This window comes from Candidatus Blochmannia festinatus (nom. nud.) (assembly GCF_059936355.1).
This window is the reverse complement of record NZ_CP012116.1, coordinates 311,553-328,471: the sequence shown is the minus strand read 5'-3', so window position 1 is coordinate 328,471 and position 16,919 is coordinate 311,553. Positions and strand designations below refer to the sequence as shown.

Genomic DNA, 16,919 nt, shown 5'->3' with positions numbered 1-16,919 from the left:
ACAACAATACATTATGTAAATACACTACTAATATATATTTAATTTTTAGTATAATAATTATTTCTAATTTTTACTTAAAAACGATATATTTTACGCATTAAAAATACTATAATTGGCCATGTTATACAATCTAAAATACAACTCCAAAAAATTTCTGGAGAATACGAAATTTTAATAATTAAAAATTTTATTAGAAATTTAATGCTTTGATTTATTAAAGAAAAAAATAACACTAAAACAGATTGTTGCCACACAGACATATGACGTAATATGTATGCTTTTCGTACAACCAAATAACTAATTATGCTAAAGGATAAGGCATGTATTCCTATAGTATAAAAAAATATACAGTCTGTTAATATTCCTAATATAAACCCAGTACCTATATTCAGTTTATTTGGAAATATGATAATCCAATAAATTAATAGCATCATAACCCAAGTAGGTTGAAAGCTCCATGTTGTCATAAACAACATTATACATTGCAGCATTATTGCAATAATAAAAGAACAATAAATCCTCCATATTTTATATTTATATAAATAAAAACTATTCATTAAACATGTGTAATTAAATAAAATTTATCAAATTTTATTATAAAGATTCATAATAATAATTATTCCCAGAATAACATAGCATAACGTAAATGTTGAAAATCAACTATAGGTTTAGCTCGAATAACAATGCAATCTTGTTCCAAATCAAATTTTATATTAGAAACTCGTGCCACAGGACACCCTTCTGGAAAACAACCATCTAATCCAGATGTAATCAACACATCACCAATGCATATATCATCAGAATTCCCGGAATACTCTGCATATAAATCAGAATGAGGTCCATGGCCCATTAATATCATATGAACATTATTGCTATTATGACGTTTTAATCGCACAGATAGAGCATGCTTAGGATCAAAAATTAATAAAACTCGACTACTAGTAGTATTCACTGAAATTACTTGTCCTATTACTCCTAAATCAGAAATAACAGGTTGACCAATATATATATTTTTGTTGACTCCTTGATTAATTATTGCTTGCGTATTATTAGGCTCTGCATTTAAAAAAATTATTTTAGTAATCAATTTACGTTTTTCTTGATACACAGGAGAATTAAGTAATGCATGCAATTTGCAATTTTCTCGTTTGTACCAATCCATCAGTAATAATTCACTGTTTTTTAGGAACAATTCTTTTCTTAATTTATCATTTTCTACAATTAATTCTTTATATCCGGCTAATGCTTTTATTATAAAATGCAACACATAATTTGGTTTGTCACATAAATAATAAAATAAATAAATATAATTTGTTATATAATTTCTAAATGATAAAAAAACATTAAATTTATTATCAGTAATTACCATTGTAACTGATATTAATATTGCTATTACCAAACGTAATTCTAAATACGGAATCTTCTTAACAATTTTACTATAAAACACAACATCCATACCTATAATGATATAATTTCTATTAATTCAAATTTATATACGCATATATATAACATTATAAATATTATAACTAAATAAAATTATTTAATAATTTTTTACTCTTCACTTAACAAATCTCTGCCATGAAGATCTATCATATCTAGCGCTTTACCTCCTCCACGAGCAACACAAGTTAAAGGATCTTCTGCTATAACTACAGGAATACTAGTTTCTTTAAGTAATAATCGATCAATATTTTTTAATAATGCTCCTCCTCCAGTTAATACCATTCCATATTCAGAAATATCAGAAGCCAATTCTGGAGGACATTGTTCTAACGCAGCCATAACAGCACTAACAATACCAGTTAACGGTTCCTGTAATGCTTCTAAAATTTCATGATTATTTAATGTAAAGCTTTTTGGTATACCTTCTGCCAAATTTCGTCCACGTACTTCTATTTCTCGACGTTCCTCATCTAAATAAGCAGATCCTATAGTATGTTTTATTCTTTCTGAAGTTACTTCTCCAATTAAAGATCCATAATGACGACGCACATAACTAATTATTGATTCATCAAAACGATCTCCACCAATTCTTACAGAAGATGAATATACAACTCCATTTAATGAAATTACAGCAACTTCAGTAGTACCTCCTCCAATATCTACTACCATAGATCCAGTAGCTTCAGACACTGGAAGGCCAGCTCCTATAGCTGCTGCCATAGGTTCTTCTATTAAAAAAACTTCACGAGCCCCTGCTCCTTGTGCAGATTCACGAATAGCTCTACGTTCAACTTGGGTTGCACCAACTGGGACACATACCAATACTCTTGGGCTAGGCCGCATAAAACTGTTACTATGAACTTTTTTGATGAAATGTTGCAACATTTTTTCAGTAACAAAAAAATCAGCAATTACTCCATCTTTCATAGGTCTTATAGCGACTATATTTCCTGGAGTACGCCCCAACATTTGTTTTGCTGCATAACCAACAGCTGCTACACTTTTTGGAATCCCTCCACGATCTTGACGAATAGCTACAACAGAAGGTTCATTTAAAACAATTCCTTGTCCCTTTAAATAAATCAGAGTGTTTGCTGTCCCTAAATCAATAGATAGATCACTTGAAAAAATACCTCTAAATTTTTTAAACATATCTATATTAAAAATTATCGTCGACATTAATAAAATTAAACAATAATAAAACAATTCTTATATTAAATATTTTGATTTATATGTACCCATTACTTGCCACTACAAAAAGTTTTATATATTTAATATAAAAATTCATTTTTTATTTACTTACTTATACTTTTTGTTTTGTATAAATAAAAGTATATTATAAACATATATTTATCAAATACTAATATTTTTATATACTACACTAATTATTTTACATTAAAAAGCCAATTTACTAAAGCATATATAAAAATATATATACATATATTTCTTTCATATCAATTTTATGTTACCATACTTCAGTTTAAAATTTATAAAATATTTAATTTAGATACTATGTTTAAATTACTATTAATAAATGGTCCTAATTTAAATTTATTAGGAATACGAGAACCAAGCGTGTATGGATATAGCAGTTTATCTAAAATTGTGTCAAATTTAAATAAAACTGCTCGTTCTTTAGGGGTAGAACTAAATCATTTTCAATCTAATGCAGAACATAAATTAATTGATTGTATACATGATAATTATAAAAATATAGATTTTATCATTATTAATCCAGCTGCTTTTACTCATACTAGTATAGCATTAAGAGATGCATTATTATCTGTAAATATCGCTTTTATTGAAATTCATCTCTCTAATATATATAAAAGAGAAAAATTTAGACAACATTCTTATTTATCTGATATTGCAATTGGAGTTGTTTGTGGTTTTGGAGAATCAGGATATCAATTTTCTTTACATATGGCACATCAATATTTATCTAATCGATAATCAAGCAAATATATTAAATGGGTAAGTTTATCATCATGGATATTCGAAAAATAAAAAAATTAATAGAATTAGTAGAATCATCTAATATTTCTAAACTAGAAATCACTGAAGGAAAAAAAACAATACGCATCATTCGATCTGAATATAAAATATCTTCAAAATCTGATTTCATTCCCACTACAAAAAAAACAGAGATTTTGTCTAACACGATAAAAAAACAAAATTACCCTGAATTCTTAAATACAATTGATACATATATAGTACGATCCCCTATGGTGGGTATATTTTATAGAGCATCTACTCCACATGATAAACCATTCGTACTTACTGGACAATCAGTTGAAATAGGAGATACATTATGTATTATTGAAGCCATGAAAGTCATGAATCAAATCCAATCCGAAAAATCAGGTATAATACAAACTATTTTGGTAGATGATGGAAAACCAGTAGAATTTGAAGAACCTTTATTAATATTAAAAATAACATAGGGACATAACGAAATATATGTTAAAAAAAGTTGTTATTGCAAATAGAGGAGAAATAGCATTACGTATTTTACGTTCTTGTAAAGAATTAAAAATTAAAACAGTAGCTGTACATTCTACTATAGATAGAGATTTAAAACATGTTCTTTTATCTGATGAAACGGTTTGTATAGGACTACCTTCTATAACTGATAGTTACTTAAACATTCCCGCTATTATTTCTGCAGCAGAAATAACAGGATCTACAGGAATACATCCTGGTTATGGATTTCTATCAGAAAATGCAGATTTTGCAGAACAAGTTGAGCGTTCTGGATTTATTTTTATAGGTCCTAGCCCGGAAACTATTCGGCTTATGAGCAATAAAATTTCGGCTATTTCTATTATGAAAAAAGTAGGAATTAAATCTGTTCCAGGACAAAACTATAAAGTAAATGAAAAAATAAATCAAATCTCTTATATTGATGTTAACAATATAAATATTAATTATCCGGTTATTATTAAATCAGCATATGGAGCTGGAGGATTAGGAATGTGTATTGTTAAAAAAAAATCAGATTTACAAAATGCAATAAAAATGGTAAAAATAGAATCCAAAAAAATATTTAATAACGATACTATTTATATAGAGAAATATTTAGAGAATCCAAGACATATAGAAATACAAATTTTATCTGATGGAAAAGGAAATGCTATTTATTTAGCAGAACGAGATTGTTCTATACAAAGAAGACATCAAAAAATAATTGAGGAAACTCCAGCATTAAATATTTCTCCAGAAATGAGAATGTTTATAGGAGAACGATGTACGCAAGTATGTCGAGAAATTGGATATAGAGGCGTAGGTACATTTGAATTCCTATATGAAAATGGTAATTTTTATTTTATTGAAATGAACACACGTATTCAAGTAGAACATCCAATTACTGAAATGATTACTGGTATTGATTTAATCCAGAATCAATTAACAATCGCTTCTGGATATCCCTTATGCATTAAGCAAAATGAAATCAATACTATAGGACATTCTATAGAATGCCGTATTAATGCAGAAGATCCTTATACCTATACTCCTAGTTCAGGACAAATTACCCGATTTCATCCTCCTGGTGGATTAGGAGTACGTTGGGAATCACATATCTATTCTGGATACTTAGTTTCATCCTATTATGATTCAATGATAGGAAAATTAATTTCTTTTGGAAAAACACGAGAAATTGCTATAATTCGTATGAAAAATGCTTTATTAGAACTAATTATTGAAGGGATTAAAACTAATATTGAATTACATTTAAAAGTTATAACTGATGAATCTTTTATAAGAGGTGAAGATATTAGTATTCATTACTTAGAAAAAAAAATTAACACCCATAACCACAACTGAAAATATTAAAATGATTTAATAGCTAATCGTCTTATATCAACAAAATCAAGCATAACATAAATCATAACATAAAATATATTAATTAACTTTTTATTTTTAAAATGATCATGATTATTTTATAATAATAAGTATCATTTACTTATTTTAAGGACACAAAGCATATTTATTGAAATCTTATAAAACTTATACAAAATTTTTTCTATTATTTTTTATAATACTTGGTAAATATTCTAAACTTTCAACTACATAATCTGTAATTAATGATAATTCTGTTGTTATTTTATTATTATTTTTATTTCTAATTAACACTTTTGTACCTACTCGTGCTAATGTTCCTGCTAACATATCATATTTTGAATCTCCTATTATATAGGATTGACTCATATTAACATGAAAATATCTTCCTGCACTTATTAACATACCTGGGTTAGGTTTTCGACAAAAGCAAGATCGTTTAAATTTTTTAATTTTTCCTTGTATATGATGAGGACAATAATAAATTGCATCAATACGCACAGAATACAATTTTAAATAATAAACCATCCATTTAGTTAAATATAAAAACTGCTCTTCAGTAAAAAAACCTCGAGCAATTCCAGATTGATTAGTAACTATAATTAAAATAAAACCCATATCTTGTAATTCTAATAATGTTTTTATCACATTATCAATAAAAAAAAATTATTTATTTTATAAACATAATTGCTATTAATATTCATGGTTCCATCTCGATCCAAAAATATAGCATTTTTAATGTGCATAACTATTATCACTTTTATAAGTAAAAGGATTGAATATTAATTTTAAATATATTATTAATTAAAATAATAACATAAATTAAAATAAAATATTATAATGATATTTTAAAGTATCTATAATAAAATAATTACATAAAAAAATAAATATTAACATTGTTCTATTAATAGAATATCTATTTTATTTAGGTTATAATTAATGCGAGCTACTCAATACTTATTAACTACTCTTAAAGAAAAACCTAAAAGTTGCGAAACAATTAGTCATCAATTAATGTTAAGATCTGGAATGATTCGTCAAATATCATCTGGATTATATACATGGCTTCCTATTGGATTACGTGTATTAAGAAAAGTAGAAAATATTGTTCGAGATGCAATGAATAATATTGGTTTCATTGAAATATTAATGCCTATGACTCAACCAGCAAAATTATGGAAACAAAGTGGACGTTGGGTAGAATATGGACCAGAATTATTGCGTTTTAAAAATCGTATTAATCAAGAATTTGTGCTAGGACCAACCCATGAAGAAATTGTTTCTGATCTTATTTGCAAAGAAATTACATCCTATAAACAATTTCCTATAAAAGTATACCAGATACATACTAAATATAGAGATGAAATTCGTCCAAGTTTTGGAACTATACGAGCTAAAGAATTTATTATGAAAGATGCCTATTCTTTCCATATCAATCATCAATCCTTACAAGATACATATGACAAAATATATGACCAATATCATACCATTTTTAATCGTGTTGGCTTAAGTTTTCATGTTAATCAAGCTGATACTGGAAATACGGGAGGTACATTATCACACGAATTTCAATCATATTTTTCTAATCATAATAATGGTAACATGAATCAAATTTCTATAATATCACATCATAATCAATCAAATAATTTATTAAAATATAACAATATATTATTTAATAACATACAATTAACAACAAAATTTCCTAATGAAATAATAAAATCAATAAAAATGTCTCTACAAAATAATGTTGTTTCATCAATTTCAAAATTTCCAAATCAATTTCAATTACTTACTAATAAAACTATAAAAATAATTATCGTTAAATCCAGCAAACACTATAGAAATAATTTATATAATTTTTTGGGATTAGTAATCCGATCCGATCATCAATTAGATAGTTCAAAACTTTCGATGATTCCAGAAATTCTTTTTCCAATATCTATTTTAGATACACAAGAAATCGAAAAAATTATCAAAGTAAAACCAATTTTGTTAAATTTTATCAACTTATCTATACCTTTAATTATAGATTATAATGTAGCGATTATGAATGATTTTATTATTAAATCTAATATTGATGGAAAATATTTTTTCGGAGTAAATTGGAATCGAAATTTACCATTGCCTAAAATAGCAGATTTATATAAATTTCAATATAGTAATTATATTAAAATAAAAAAAGATGAATCATATATTCAAAATAAGATAGAAATAGGACATATTTTTCAATTGGGAAATAAATATTCTAGAAATATACATAATTGTATTCAAAAACATAAAAAATATAATCTTGACATCACAATGGGCTGTTATGGAATCGGGATTACTCGTATTATTCCAGCAATTATTGAACAAAGCTATGATCAATATGGGATCATTTGGCCTGATTCAATTGCTCCTTTTAAATTGGCCATTATACCGATTAATATGTATCGCTCCATAAATGTAAAAAACACTACCGAAAAATTATATGCTCAATTTTTATCTATAATAGGATCTGATGTATTTGTGTATGATCGTCAAGAAACTCCTGGAGTTATGTTTGCTGATATAGATTTAATTGGAATACCTCATGTTCTTATTATTAGTGATAATAATTTAAAGAATAAAGAAATAGAATATAAACATCGAAAAACTAGAATAACAATAAAAATTAAAATTAATATGGTAATACAATTTTTAACAAAAAAATTATTACATAATTAACATATATACATACATAAATATTTATTTAACTAATTTAAATAATATTAAAATCTAATTATACATTTTACCTTAAAGTACTACAAATAATATTCTTGAAAAAATTATATCTTAAATTATCTTGTATCCAAATTACTTGTTGTACGATAATTGTACTGTCATCTTCTTTAGTCTTACTTTCAAATTTTTCTATACTTCCATCCTGTGTAATAAATATACCTATTGCAGATATTAAAATATCACCATAAAATAATAATGGTATACGACTACGTAACCATGGGGGTATGTTGTATTCTTGCCAAATTTTTTTTAATAATCTTCCTCGATTTCTATTAACAATATATAATAATCCAGAAATATTACCGAATCTAATGAATACTTTTTCATCAATTTTTGGAGCGCGTATAAAACAATTTGTTAAAATTTTGGTATTTTTTTTAAAATTATTTAATAAAAAATTAGATGATATATCTAAACTATTATTTAAATTTATTTTTTTTTGATAAAAATATAATTTTTTTATACAAAATTGATGAAATACTAATAATCCTAAATTACAAGGTAACATCATAATTTTATTTGATGGATTCCAAGTTAATTTAGGTATATTTATAGGAAATTGCATATCAACAGGTAAAATATATAATTTTTTTCTAAAACGACTACATATATGTTTTTTTCCTAAATGTAATATAGGTTTAGCATCTGCATTACTTAATGCAACTTCAGTCCAAATACAATTTAATAATCGATAAGATGGCATATTTATGTAAAAATTACTTAACCAATAACGTAATAATGCCTGTCTTTTCGGTTGACTATATTTTAATAAGGGTAAAAAAAATAATGAACCATCTATATCTATTAATTTATTTAAAGATTCTAATAATAATTCATGTAATAGATTTTCTTGATCTTTACATAATTGAGCAGTACGAGTTACTACTTTATTTAAAGAAGGCCATCGTTTTTTCAATAATGGTATAATTTTTATACGTAAAAAATTACGATCAAAACGAGTATTTGTATTTGTATCATCATTAATCCATACTAATTTTCTTCTATAGGCATATTCTTCCAATTGTATTCGAGAACATCCTAATAAAGGACGCAATAATTTATATTTATAATTACTATTTTTGTTTTTTAAATAAATATCTTTTCCTATGCCAGATAATCCAGAAGGACCACTACCTCTTTTTAAGGCTAATAATACAGTTTCTAATTGATCATCCATATGATGAGCAGTTAATAATATCTCTTTTGTATTTGTATTTAAATAATTGCATAATGCTTGATAACGAAATTTTCGTGCTAATGATTCAACATTACTGAATTTGTTCTTGTGTAAATCATAACATTGAATATAAAGGACATCAAAAGGTATGCCACGAATTTTACATTGATAATCACAATGATTAGCCCAATCATCAGCTTTATCGCTTAATCCATGATGCACATACACAGCTCGTAGAAATAGTGGAAATTTTATTGATTTCATCCATATTTGAGCATTTTTTGATAAAGTTGTTAATATGTCTAAAAGTACTGTAGAATCTAATCCTCCACTATAAGATAACAATAAATGATGATATTTAAAAATACAACAAGCCACTTGATTATATAAATACTTATCTTTTAACGAAAGATTAATTGTTGAAATTAAAGTATCAATATTCATTAATATTTTTATAAACAAAAAATTATTACATAGTTCGTCTGAAACTATATTTCATGAATTTCTTAATTAACATTAGTAAAATAAAAAATTATGTTAATAATATCCAAAATTCATCAATTTTTGGTACCTTTTGCTCAAAAGTTTCTTCCCTTTTAAAGAATCTAATTCAACTAAATCTAATAATAATTGTTTTTTCACAGACAAAGATATAGTTAATACGTCTCGATGAGCTCCTCCTAATGGCTCAGAAATAACATTATCAATAAGTTTTAATTTTTTTAATTTATAAGAAGTAATGCCCATTGCTTCTGCAGCAATAGGAGCTTTTTTAGAATTTTTCCATAAGATAGATGCACAACCTTCTGGGGAAATCACAGAATATATACTATATTCTAACATATTAATTTTGTCTCCTATGCTAATAGCTAAAGCTCCTCCTGATCCTCCTTCCCCAATAACAGTGCAAATAATAGGTATTTTTAATGTACCCATAATGCATAAATTTTTAGCAATAGCCATAGATTGACCTCTTTTTTCAGCTCCTATTCCAGGATAAGCTCCTGGTGTATCTATAAAAGTAATTAACGGCATATTAAATCTTTCTGCCAATTTCATCAACCGTAACGCCTTTCGATATCCTTCTGGAGCAGGCATTCCAAAATTACGCTTAATTTTATCTTGAATACTCCGACCTTTCTGATGTCCAATAATCATAACCGGTCTAGATTCCAATCTTGCTATTCCTCCAACAATAGCTTTATCGTCTCCATACACCCGATCTCCAGATAACTCATCAAAATCATCAAAAATATATTCTATATAATCTAAAGTATGTGGTCGATATGGATGTCGAGCTAATTGTGTAATTTGCCATGAATTTAAATTAGAAAAAATTTTTTGTATTGTTTCTGCATGATTTTTCTTAAGATTATTTATTTCTTTATAAATACTGTCTGGTAATTTTTCATCTTGATACACTAATTTATTTAAAGAGCTAATTTTAGATTCTATATCTAAAATTGGTTTCTCAAAATCAAGAAAATTTAAATCCATAAAACCTCTACTACCTTAATTAATGCAATTCTAATTTAACTTGATCATATCCAACCAAGTTACGTAAAGTAATTAATAATTGATCAGTTAAAATGATATTCCATTTTTGATGACAATGTAACTTAATTTGTATACCATTAATTTGATATAAAAAATATATAGGTATATTACCAAATTGATTTTTTTTTAAAAAATTATAAATATCATTCAATAATTTTTTATTACAATGTTCTCGATCTAATACGATAGACAAACTACGAACATAGCGTTTACGAAGATCATTAATATCCTGTACTTCTAATACAATTAATTTATAAACACCACGAATAACATCATAATTAAAAATACCACTAACATAAATCAAATTATTTTCTTTTAAACAATATTGATATTTTTTAAGTAATTTTGAAAATACAATTATTTCTATACAATTATATTGATCTTCTAATACACCAAATAATGTATAGTTACCTTTTTTACTGAGTTTTATACGAGTAGATACAAGTAATCCAAAAACATAAACTGTCTCTTCATTTTTTTTTAAAAACACATCTTTTATTTTATCTATACTAGGAACATATTGTTTAATTTCGTTAACATAGTAATTAACAGGATGATTAGTTAAATATAATCCTAAAGTTTCTTTTTCTTTTTCTAATAAAGTGTGATCATTCCATTTAATATCTGCAGTATAATTTATATCTAACATGTTACATTTAGGAACATGAGTGTTTATATATTTTTCAAACATGTCTGTTTGTTTGCTATTTTTTCTTTTAATATATTGAGTTGCATTATTTATTGTCTCCTTTAATGTAAACATTAATTTAGATCGATGTACTCCAAATGAATCAAATGCTCCAGAAAAAATTAATTTTTCGATCATACGAAAATTTATTTTTAAATTATCAGTTCGAACACAAAAATCAAATAATCCTTTAAATTTTCCATTTCGATCTCGAGATTCGACAATTAAATCTATTGTAGTTTTTCCTATTCCTTTAATTGCTCCAATTCCATAAACAATTTCTTTTTTTTTATTTACATAAAAATAATATTGACTATTATTAATATCTGGAGGTAAAATCTTTAATCCCATTCTTCTACATTCATGTAATAAAATAATTATTTTATTTAAATTATCCATATCAGCACTTAATGTAGATGCCATAAATTCAGCAGAGTAATGAGTTTTTAACCATAATGTTTGATATGATATTAACGCATAAGCAGCAGAGTGAGATTTATTAAAACCATAACCTGCAAATTTTTCCATAAGACTAAAAATCTTTTTGGATAATATTTCATTTATACCATTACGAACTGCACCATTGATAAAAATTGAACGTTGTTTTACCATATCTTCAGGTTTTTTTTTACCAATAGCCCGCCTTAGTATATCTGCTTTTCCAAGAGTATATCCAGATAAAACTTGAGCAATTTGCATTACTTGTTCTTGATATAAAATAATTCCATAAGTTGATTCTAATATAGGACGTAAAGATTTATGTTCCCATCGAGAATCAGGATAATAGATAGCTTCATACCCATGTTTTCGATTAATAAAATTATCTACCATACCTGACTGTAAAGGACCTGGTCGAAATAAAGCGATTAACGCTATTAAATCTTCAAAACAATCTGGTTTTAATCGTTTAATTAATACTTTTATTCCTCGAGATTCCAACTGAAATATACCAGTAGTTTCCGAAGTTTGTAATAAATGAAAACTTTTCTGATCATTTAATGGTATTGTATTAATATCAATAATATTTAATTTAGATTGAAGTCTGAAATTATTAATCATCTTTAAGGATCGATCAATTATTGTTAAAGTACGCAATCCAAGGAAATCAAATTTTATTAACCCAATTTGCTCTATATCATTTTTATCAAACTGAGTCATAGGATGAGTATGATCATTATCATAATATAAAGGAGAAAAATCAGTAATTTTATTAGGAGCTATTACTACTCCTCCTGCATGCTTACTAATATTTCTAACAATACCTTCTAATTGAGAAGATAAATCAATTAACTTTTTTACTTCCAAATTATTATTGTACATTAGCTTTAACTGTGTAATTGTAGAACAAGCTTGGTTTAATGTTATACCTATCTTAGCAGGAATTAATTTAGCTATATTATTAACAAAAACATAAGGATAACCTAATGCTCTACCTACATCTCGGATAACTGCTTTAGCTGCCATAGTGCCAAATGTAATAATTTGTGCTACAGCATATATACCATAAGTTTGTACAACATGATCAATAACTAAATCCCGATGTTCCATACAAAAATCAATATCTAAATCTGGCATAGATATACGTTCTGGATTTAAAAATCGTTCAAATAACAAATCAAATTTTATAGGATTAAGTTCAGTGATTTTTAATACATAAGCTACTAACGAACTAGCTCCAGAACCTCTACCAGGACCAACTGGAATTTTATTGTTTTTAGCCCATTGAATAAATTCCATAACAATTAAAAAATATCCAGGAAAACCCATTTGATTAATTACATTCAATTCATGATTTAATCGGATATCATATAATTTTCTATTAATATTACGATCTTTAACATTAGGAAACAAATTTAATAAACGATCTTCTAATCCTTTTTTAGCACATTTAATAAAAAAATCTTTAGTAGACATAGAACCTGTAGGAAATTTTGGCAAAAAAGATCCATGCAAATTAATTACACAATTACATCTTTGAGCAATTTCTACAGTATTAATTAATGATTCTGGTATATCTTTAAATAAAATACACATGTCCTGTGCACTTTTCATGAATTGTTGTGAACTATATTTGTTCAGTTTCTGAATTTTATTCACAACCATTCCTTTGGAGATAGCAACTCGAATCTCATGCGCTGAAAAATCATCTTTATTGATAAATCGTACATCATTAGTAGCCACTATTGGCAATCCTTTAATTTTTGATAGTTCTATTGCTAATTTCAAATATAATTCTTCATGCATCCGATCAGTCCGAATTAATTCAATATAATATCTATCAGGAAAATATTTACTATAAAAAGATAAACGTTCATTTATTTGATTCTTTTTATCTTTTAATAAGAATTTTCCAATATCTCCATTACGACCTCCAGAAAGTAAAATTAAACCTTCATTATAATCTTTTAACCAATCTATTTGAATTACAGGAACAATATCAGTATTAGATTTATTCTTATATGCTTTTGAAATTAATTGAATTAAATTTTGATAACCTCGATTATTAATAACTAAACATGTTATTTGATTAAAATTAATATTATTTAATGATATGTCTTGGACAAAAAAATCAGACCCAATAATTGGTTTGACACCTAATTTATAAGAATAATTATAAAATTTAATAAGACCAAACAAATTAGTAAAATCAGTAAGTGCTAATGCAGGCATGTTTAAAGAAACAGCTTTTTCAACCAACTCATTTATTTTGGCAATACCATCAATCATAGAATAATCACTACGTACATGTAAATGAATAAATTCAGGGTACATTATAAATAACGCTCAAAATATTAATTGTTCAATATTAATAAACATGTTTATAAAGGCTCTTAATCTGCAAGAATTATAGATTAATATTATTTTTTATCATATATTTAATAGGAGAAAATGATTTTCGATGATGAATTATAGGTCCGTAAGAATATAATTGTTTTAAATGAAATTTTGTAGGATATCCTTTATTTTGATTAAAGCCATATTTTGGATATTGTATATTTAATATCATCATATCTTGATCTCGTGTAACTTTTGCTATAATAGAAGCAGCACTAATTACTGGTATATAAACATCACCTTTTACAAAACACTGACAAAATATATTTTTAAAATATGGTGTTTTATTTCCATCTACAAGAATTAAATCAGGAATAATAGACAAATTAAAAATCGCACGTTTCATTGCTAATAATCTGGCTTGTAAAATATTCAAATCATCAATTTCTGAAGCAGAAACTATACCTATACTCCAATTTAATGCATATTTCCTAATTTCTGTATATAACTGAAATCTTTTTTTACTGTTTATCATTTTAGAATCAGTTAAACCAATAATACTAATTTTTTTTTGATAAAATGAAGGAAATATTACTGCTGCTGCCACAACCGGGCCTACTAAAGATCCACATCCTGATTCATCTACTCCAGCAACTAATATAGATTTTTTAATTTTAATAATTGGTAGTTTTTTATTACACATTATTTAATATATAAACCATTAAATTTTTATAAATTTTAAAATTTCATGAGTTGCTTTTTCATCTGCATTTAACTTAATAGATTGATGTAGCTGATAAAAAATTTTTTTTAATTCTAAACGCTGCGTTTCATTATAATTTAATAAAGTTAATAAAGCCATAGATAAATTTTCAGGATTGCATTCTTTTTGAATAAATTCTGGTACTATTTTTTTTCCAGCTATTAAATTTGGTAGAGATATCCAAGGTATTTTTATTAAATTTTTAACACAGATAAAAGTCACAGGATTCATACGATAAGCCACTACCATAGGGCATTTTGCTAACATACACTCTAAAGTCGCCGTTCCAGATGTTACTAAAGCTATATCAGCTGCAACCATTATTTCCCATGCTTTTTGAGTATTTAAAACTTTTATTTGCATTGAAATAGATGAAGATAATTTAACAAACCGATCAATTAATTTTTGATCATGTAATGGTACTAATATTTCAAGATTAGATACATGATTGTTTAATAATTTAACACATGATAAAAAATTTTTAGTTAACATTTGGATTTCTTTCATTCTACTTCCAGGTAACATTGCTAAATAAAGTTTATTATCAGAAACAGAAATCCCTAATTTTTGCCGGATTTTTTTTTTATTAGGATGTAATGGGATTAAATCAGCTAAAGTATGTCCAACAAATTTATACGGTACATTAAAATAATCATAAATTGACTTTTCGAAAGGAAAAAGTAATAAAACACTATGAGTAGCTTTTTTTAAATAAAAAATACGACTGCTTCTCCATGCCCATATTGAAGGACTTACGTAATGTATCGTATAAATACCTTTTTTTTTTAAACTATACTCTAAAGAAATATTAAAATCTGGAAAATCAATACCAATAAACACATCTAAATTTAATTTTACAAATCGATTAATTAAATTTCTTCTAATATTTATTAAATTAGGTAGTTTAAAAAAAATATCAGCAACACCCATTACTGATAACTCTTCAGTCATATACCAACATTCCATGTTTTCTGAACGCATACGTACACCACCTATGCCAAAAAAATATACATTTTTTAAATGTTTTTTTAATGATTTTATTAACCCAACTCCTAAAATATCTCCAGAATTTTCTCCTGCTACTATACCGATTAAAATAGAACGATGATTAATCATAAAATTAACGAATAATTCCTCGTTGAGATCTAATTAAAAAACTAATAAATTCATTAACAATAGGGTATTCTATAGACAACAATTTCAAGGCTATTTTTGCTTCTTCAATAGTTTTATTACTACGATAAAGAATTTTGTAGGCACTTCTAATCGCATGAATAGAAGATCGACTAAATCCTTTTCGTTTTAATCCTTCAATATTTAAACCAAAAGGAGTCGCATGATTTCCTTGAGCTATTATAAATGGAGGAATATCTTGTACTACTCCAGAACATCCTCCGATCATGACATGTGCACCAATTAAACAAAACTGATGAATAGCAGTCATACCTCCTATAATAGTGTGATCATCAACTGTAACATGACCTCCTAATGTAACATTATTAGCCATTATACAATTATTACCAATTACACAATCATGAGCAATATGAACATTAATCATAAATAAATTACTATTTCCTATTGTAGTAACCCCTCCCCCTTGTATGGTGCCTCGATGAATAGTAACGTTCTCCCTAATTTGATTAAAATTCCCAATTTCTATTTTAGTAGGTTCTCTTGAATATTTTAAATCTTGATTAATTTCTCCTAAGGAAGCAAATTGATAAACTTGATTATCTTCTCCAATTTGAGTAATACCATCAACCACAATATGCGATTTCAGTATAGTTCGAGCTCCTATTTCAACATGATTTCCAATAAAACAAAACGGTCCAACGTATACATTATTATAAATTTTCGCTCCTTTTTTTATTATAGAAGATGGATGAACAATAGCAGACGGATTAATCATTAAC

13 protein-coding genes and 1 pseudogene are annotated in these 16,919 nt (G+C 26.0%); 4 read left to right on the top strand and 10 right to left on the bottom strand.

Going from position 1 to position 16,919, the window contains the following annotated elements:
* Nucleotides 1-74 precede the first annotated feature (74 nt).
* The 3 genes from mreD to Bfest607_RS01490 all read right to left on the bottom strand — a co-directional run bounded on the left by mreD (nt 75) and on the right by Bfest607_RS01490 (nt 2,595).
* Nucleotides 75-557: a rod shape-determining protein MreD gene (gene mreD / locus Bfest607_RS01500; RefSeq protein WP_500838543.1), complete on the bottom strand. Its 483-nt coding sequence runs from the start codon at nt 555-557 to the stop codon at nt 75-77.
* A gap of 59 nt (nt 558-616) precedes the next feature.
* On the bottom strand, nt 617-1,456 hold the full coding sequence (gene mreC / locus Bfest607_RS01495) for a rod shape-determining protein MreC (RefSeq protein ID WP_500838542.1): 840 nt from the start codon (nt 1,454-1,456) through the stop codon (nt 617-619).
* A 95-nt stretch (nt 1,457-1,551) separates the two neighbouring features.
* The gene (locus Bfest607_RS01490; RefSeq protein ID WP_500838541.1) at nt 1,552-2,595 is read right to left on the bottom strand and encodes a rod shape-determining protein; all 1,044 of its coding nucleotides are present in this window, start codon (nt 2,593-2,595) and stop codon (nt 1,552-1,554) included.
* A gap of 360 nt (nt 2,596-2,955) precedes the next feature.
* Between Bfest607_RS01490 and aroQ the strand changes: the two genes are divergently transcribed.
* From aroQ to accC, 3 genes are read left to right on the top strand one after another with little or no spacing between them, the layout of a single operon-like run.
* On the top strand, nt 2,956-3,396 hold the full coding sequence (gene aroQ, locus Bfest607_RS01485; RefSeq protein ID WP_500838540.1) for a type II 3-dehydroquinate dehydratase: 441 nt from the start codon (nt 2,956-2,958) through the stop codon (nt 3,394-3,396).
* A gap of 35 nt (nt 3,397-3,431) precedes the next feature.
* Complete coding sequence (gene accB, locus Bfest607_RS01480) at nt 3,432-3,887, top strand: acetyl-CoA carboxylase biotin carboxyl carrier protein (protein ID WP_500838539.1); 456 nt, start codon at nt 3,432-3,434, stop codon at nt 3,885-3,887.
* Between the two features lie 16 nt (nt 3,888-3,903).
* Complete coding sequence (gene accC, locus Bfest607_RS01475; protein ID WP_500838538.1) at nt 3,904-5,268, top strand: acetyl-CoA carboxylase biotin carboxylase subunit; 1,365 nt, start codon at nt 3,904-3,906, stop codon at nt 5,266-5,268.
* 183 nt (nt 5,269-5,451) lie between these two features.
* Here the strand turns inward: accC and gmhB are convergent.
* A pseudogene (gene gmhB, locus Bfest607_RS01470) lies at nt 5,452-6,029 on the bottom strand (D-glycero-beta-D-manno-heptose 1,7-bisphosphate 7-phosphatase).
* 193 nt (nt 6,030-6,222) lie between these two features.
* Here gmhB and Bfest607_RS01465 point away from each other — a divergent pair.
* Complete coding sequence (locus Bfest607_RS01465; protein ID WP_500838537.1) at nt 6,223-7,989, top strand: proline--tRNA ligase; 1,767 nt, start codon at nt 6,223-6,225, stop codon at nt 7,987-7,989.
* A gap of 64 nt (nt 7,990-8,053) precedes the next feature.
* Here Bfest607_RS01465 and tilS read toward each other — a convergent pair whose 3' ends face one another.
* From tilS to lpxA, 6 genes are all read right to left on the bottom strand, one after another.
* Nucleotides 8,054-9,667 carry a tRNA lysidine(34) synthetase TilS gene (gene tilS / locus Bfest607_RS01460; RefSeq protein ID WP_500838536.1) on the bottom strand — a complete coding sequence of 538 codons (1,614 nt, stop codon included), beginning with the start codon at nt 9,665-9,667 and terminating at the stop codon, nt 8,054-8,056.
* A 93-nt stretch (nt 9,668-9,760) separates the two neighbouring features.
* Nucleotides 9,761-10,720, bottom strand: a complete 960-nt coding sequence (gene accA / locus Bfest607_RS01455) for an acetyl-CoA carboxylase carboxyl transferase subunit alpha (protein ID WP_500838535.1) — start codon at nt 10,718-10,720, stop codon at nt 9,761-9,763.
* Between the two features lie 19 nt (nt 10,721-10,739).
* The gene (dnaE, locus tag Bfest607_RS01450; RefSeq protein WP_500838583.1) at nt 10,740-14,243 is read right to left on the bottom strand and encodes a DNA polymerase III subunit alpha; all 3,504 of its coding nucleotides are present in this window, start codon (nt 14,241-14,243) and stop codon (nt 10,740-10,742) included.
* A gap of 70 nt (nt 14,244-14,313) precedes the next feature.
* Complete coding sequence (gene rnhB / locus Bfest607_RS01445) at nt 14,314-14,946, bottom strand: ribonuclease HII (protein ID WP_500838534.1); 633 nt, start codon at nt 14,944-14,946, stop codon at nt 14,314-14,316.
* Nucleotides 14,947-14,964: 18 nt separating this feature from the next.
* Nucleotides 14,965-16,122, bottom strand: a complete 1,158-nt coding sequence (gene lpxB, locus Bfest607_RS01440; protein WP_500838533.1) for a lipid-A-disaccharide synthase — start codon at nt 16,120-16,122, stop codon at nt 14,965-14,967.
* Nucleotides 16,123-16,126: 4 nt separating this feature from the next.
* A complete protein-coding gene (gene lpxA / locus Bfest607_RS01435) occupies nt 16,127-16,915 on the bottom strand; it encodes an acyl-ACP--UDP-N-acetylglucosamine O-acyltransferase (protein ID WP_500838532.1) in 789 nt (262 codons plus the stop codon).
* Between the last annotated feature and the right edge of the window lie 4 nt (nt 16,916-16,919).